At 55.5% G+C, this 4,535-nt stretch carries 5 protein-coding genes and 1 pseudogene; 1 reads left to right on the top strand and 5 read right to left on the bottom strand.

The features are described 5' to 3' along the window. Positions 1 to 330 precede the first annotated feature (330 nt). Entirely contained in the window at positions 331 to 1,374 is a 1,044-nt protein-coding gene (locus NW840_RS13100) for a DUF58 domain-containing protein (protein WP_414344731.1), read from the top strand. Between the two features lie 104 nt (positions 1,375 to 1,478). Here the strand turns inward: NW840_RS13100 and NW840_RS13095 are convergent, their stop codons facing one another. The 5 genes and pseudogenes from NW840_RS13095 to NW840_RS13075 form a co-directional block, all read right to left on the bottom strand. Continuing rightward, a complete protein-coding gene (locus NW840_RS13095; protein WP_414344729.1) occupies positions 1,479 to 2,153 on the bottom strand; it encodes a patatin-like phospholipase family protein in 675 nt (224 codons plus the stop codon). Between the two features lie 8 nt (positions 2,154 to 2,161). Beyond that, a complete protein-coding gene (locus tag NW840_RS13090) occupies positions 2,162 to 2,437 on the bottom strand; it encodes a patatin-like phospholipase family protein (RefSeq protein WP_414344728.1) in 276 nt (91 codons plus the stop codon). Positions 2,438 to 2,501: 64 nt separating this feature from the next. Beyond that, entirely contained in the window at positions 2,502 to 3,140 is a 639-nt protein-coding gene (locus NW840_RS13085; RefSeq protein WP_414344727.1) for a histidine phosphatase family protein, read from the bottom strand. Positions 3,141 to 3,199: 59 nt separating this feature from the next. After that, positions 3,200 to 4,168: an NAD(+) kinase gene (locus NW840_RS13080; RefSeq protein WP_414344732.1), complete on the bottom strand. Its 969-nt coding sequence runs from the start codon at positions 4,166 to 4,168 to the stop codon at positions 3,200 to 3,202. A gap of 206 nt (positions 4,169 to 4,374) precedes the next feature. After that, positions 4,375 to 4,535, bottom strand: a pseudogene (locus NW840_RS13075) (RNA-guided endonuclease TnpB family protein); the annotation flags it as partial.

Here is a 4,535-nt window from a genome sequence, read left to right as displayed (position 1 = left end):
ACCTGTCAACAAGAGCGGGTGGCTGCGGCCATTGCTGAAATCCTCTCAGAAAAAACCTGCCCGTAGCACTGGTTATGGTGATTTCAAATTACACTGAAGCAGCTTGTAGATTCCAGACCTCTTTCTCCTTTGGAGAGGGGCCGGGGATGAAGGAGTGATGAGGGGACTGCGGTGTTGTGGAAACGAAGCCGAAAACTAGTTCCATTACTGCTTCAACGGACGGGAAGCCTGGGGATCTTCTCCTCAGAGCAGAAATCAGGGCGCCAGGTTCGTTTTCTGCGCCGCTTCCGCTTTACCCGTATTGGGGGGCGGTTTGTCGGGATCGCCCTGTTGGTAAGTATTGCTGCTTTCAACACCGGCAACAATCCCCTGTATTTGTTGCTGGGAATGCTGCTCAGCCTCATCCTCATCAGTGGTACCCTCTCTGATATCACCCTCAAAGATTTGGAGGTGAGCCGGCAGTTGCCTAGCCGCATTTTCGCCGGCCAGCCTGTCTTAGTGGGTCTCACGCTGGTCAATCGCAAACGGCGCCTGCCCAGCTTCTCGTTGCAGGTGAGCGAACGCATTGAGGGGCTGAGGCGGGAAGATTGGCCTTCCAGCTATGTTTTGCGGGTGGATCCCGGTGCCAAGGTGGACACTTTTTATCAGCATACTTTTTCAAAGCGGGGAGTCTGGCAGTTGCAAGGTTTTGAAGTTGCCACCAGTTTTCCATTTGAACTCTTCCGCAAGGCGGTAGAGATTAGGGATCCCCAAACGGTGATCGTGTTTCCGCGGCCTGCCTCGGTTCAAGGATTGGCGCTGTGGGATCAGCTCAGCAGCGGCAACCAATTGCGCCCCCAGCCTGGTCGAGAGGGAGACTACCTGAGCTTACGGCCCTACCGACCCCACGACGATGTGCGTTCTGTCCACTGGAAGATCTCGGCCAAACGGGACCAACTGATCGTGCGGGAGTTGGAGCGTCCACGAGCCCAGGCCATCACCCTCTGTTTTGAAAACCGCTGGCAGCCCCAGAAAGAGAGGCCCGAGATCCATCGAGACAAGTTGGAGCGAGCTGTAGAGCGCTGTGCCGGGATCCTCTTCTACTTGATGCGAGAAGGTTACCCGGTAGCACTTGTTACGTTACAAGAGCGGACTCCTTTTGGGTCAGACCTGGCCCATCAAGATCACCTGCTGACCGTGTTGGCACGACTTACTTTTGTCGGGGATCCCCAGCTCAGCCCTCCACTGGAAAGAGAGCCTGATCCCTCTGTCAAGTTTGACCTCACCCCTCAAGATCGCTGTGTGCTGCTGGCCCATCCCGACCAGGATGGAGAATCTGCCCCGGCCCATCTCATCCACACGGGATCGCTGTTGCAATTTATCCCAATTGAGTGAGCTTCAGGCCCATTTTGATAGCAGGATCCATCGGGGATTGTTTGGAAAGCTGGGGGCGCAGATCCTTGCAAAGCTTTAGGTTGAACTGCTGAAGAAGTGGTGGTTCACTGCTCCAACTTTTGTCGCAATTCTGGAATGGCCCGCCGCATTTGTCGATAGCCCTCCTGAATAATCGGATCTGCTTGATGAAAATCGAAGATCCCATACTGGCTCAGCTTGGGTTGTAAGAGCAAATCCGGCGGATGTTCGGCTAAAACACTGCGGGTAACGATTTGCTCCATCACGTTCAACGTCTTGCCAATAACGTCGAAAATATTGGGACCAGAGGGCTCATCTGGAAACCATTGGCTAATTTTTTCTTGGATCCCTTGTTGTAGGGATTGATAGCGTTTGCGAATGCGGGTGATGAAGTTGGTTTCTTCTTCGATCACTTCTCCTTCAGCATTCAAGCGCTGTCGCCGTTGAAGGGTTTCTTCCACCTCTGTTTCTTCCAGTTGCGACTCCACATCCGCGGGATCCACATGGTTGAGATTGACCGCAACAACAACATCGGCCCCCATCTCTCGCACCACCCGCACTGGCACCGGGTTGACAATGCCCCCATCTCCGAGATAGCGCCCTTCGTAGTAAAAGGGTGTAAAGATCCCTGGGATAGAGATGCTGGCCCGCACGGCATCTGCCATTTTACCCGAACGCAACAGCACCTCCTGGCCTGTGATCAAGTCGGTAGCCACACAGCAAAAGGGGATCCCGGCCTCTTCAATACACAGCTCTTGCAAATGTTCTGTCAGCAGCTCATAATTTTGTTGCCATCCAAAAGGCCACAGGTGGGAAAGACCACATCAAACAAAGACAAAATCATCTTCCAGTTGAGATCTCGCACAAAGTCTTCCAGCTCATCCAGTTCTCCCGCTGCATAAATGGCTCCCACAAAAGCGCCAATGCTCGTCCCGGCAATATAATCAATGGGGATCCCAGCCCGCTCTAGAGCTCGAATCACACCAATATGAGCCCATCCCCTCGCTCCGCCGCTGCCCAGTGCCAATCCCAGTTTTTTGCCCATGATTGCTCCCTCAAAAAGAGACCCAAAAGACCTCAAGAATCCTAAACCTTGCTCCCTCTAACAATTAGGTACCTGCCCTTTCCCGCAGATCGGAAGGCAGATAACTGCGTTCCCCTAAGATTTCCAGAAGGGGGCCATAGCGGTCGAACTTGACCACGCTGACCGAGGCAGCCAAAACCTCAATGCGATCCCGGTAGCGACCCAGGTCGATGCCCAGGAGGCTGCAGAGAATAACCCGAATGGTGGCTTTGTGGGAGACGATCAAGACGTTGCCATGGGTCCATTTTTCCTGGATCTCGGCCACAACCGGCATGGCCCGATTGGCAATTTGCACGGCGGTTTCGCCCCCCGGAGGGGCGTTCCAGGCCGGCTCGGTCATCCAGCGCCAATAGGCTTCTGGGTAGGCTTCTTGCGCCTCGGCGTGGGTTTTGCCCTCCCACTCGCCATAGTGAATTTCTCTTAGGCCCTCTCGAATCTGCATCTCCAAGCCAACTTTCTCGGCCAGGGGGCTTAGGGTAGCCAAGGCACGCCGCATCGGGCTGACGTAGAGAGCTTGCCAAGGGATCCCAGCATAGGCTGCGGCAAAGGCTTCTGCCATTTGTTTGCCTTCGGGGGTGAGGTCGGGATCGAGAGCGCCGCAAAAGCTGCCGGAACGGCTGTAGGGAGTTTCTCCGTGTCTAAGGAGGTAAAGTCTCAGGCTCATGGGAAATATGCTTATGGGAGCGAACTTTGCCACTCTAGCTGCCCAACTTTAAGCTCTCCTTATCCCCCCTCGGGGCGGTGGTTGGTGGTGGGGATGTAGATGCGGCTGCCCGCCCACTGCAATTTTTCCCGCAGAGTGCGAAAGTAGGAGAGCTCTTTTTCCAGGATCATCAGCTTGGCCGGTGTAGGTGCTTGCTGAATGTGAACCCACTGGCCGGGATTCACCGACTGGGCCAACACGCCATCTGTCCACAGGCGGGTTAACCCTTCGGGATCCGCAAGGGGCCAAATGTCCACCCTGGCTGTGCCGCTGATGACAATAGGACGGCTGGACAAACTCAGGGGACAAATAGGGGTGATGATGATGGCGTCGAGGGTAGGCTCGAGGATGGGGCCATTGGCTGCCAGGGTGTAAGAGGTGGATCCCGTCGGTGTAGCCACCAGCACGCCATCTCCGTGGTACTGATCCAAAATCTCTCCGTTTACCTCGATCTCCATGATCGCGGCGGGCAGCCGCTCTCGGTTGATCGGCTTCAGGCAGATCTCATTGAGGGCATAGTAGACTTCGCTAACCGGGCGGCCCTGGGGTTTTCCCTCTCCACGGGCGGCCAAGGGATCCCCTTGCCCCAACTGCGGCTGTTCCCAAATCTGGGCTTGCAACATCATGCGGGCTTGCAAGAAAAAATCCCCCGCCTGGATACGATCCCAGGGATCCTGTTGCAGCACCCGCTCCGACTGGGCCAAAAACCCCAGCCTACCCCCCACTTTGATTGGCAAAATCGGGATCCCATAGGAGGCTAGGTATCGTGCCGCCGCCAACACCGAGCCATCTCCCCCCAGCACCACTGCCAGATCGATGGGATCCGAGGTGGCCTCCAAAAAGACTGGGTAGGGGTTGTGGTGCAAGCCAGTGGGAGCTGTCAACACCGTAACACCGCGCCGGCGCAACTGTTCAGCACACCTCTGACAAGCGGCCTTGCTCTCCCGATCCCCCTCTTTGTAGGCAATCACCACCAAGCCCAAGTCCATGGTCAACCTCATCAAGGGATCCCTGTCGATTGTCCCCTTCTTCAGACTGGGGATTGCTCAGGATAATCCAGACTATCCCCCCCAAAGTTAACCAGAAAATGTTCTCTTGGACGGTGAAACCGATCACCGCAGCTCTCCCTTGAGCGTCACTGCCCCCGCCAGAGCTTTCTTCTACAACTTTTAAGTAACAGTTAAGTAAATGTAAACTACCCGACCCTGACTGCTTCGCAGCACAGGGCGGGCTTTCGGTAGCCCTGCAGTTGGCAAGCCAACCACGAGCCTCTAGGCTGGTTTACGGCAGCCCCCAAAAGCGCAATCACATTCGCACCATTCAAATCCGCATCCCCTTCCCATCCACAGTGTCCAC

The sequence above is a fragment of the Synechococcus sp. R5-13 genome, from assembly GCF_047462015.1.
Lineage (GTDB): Bacteria > Cyanobacteriota > Cyanobacteriia > Thermostichales > Thermostichaceae > Thermostichus.
Note: the sequence above shows the minus strand (reverse complement) of the source record. Positions and strands in the feature narration are given on the sequence as shown.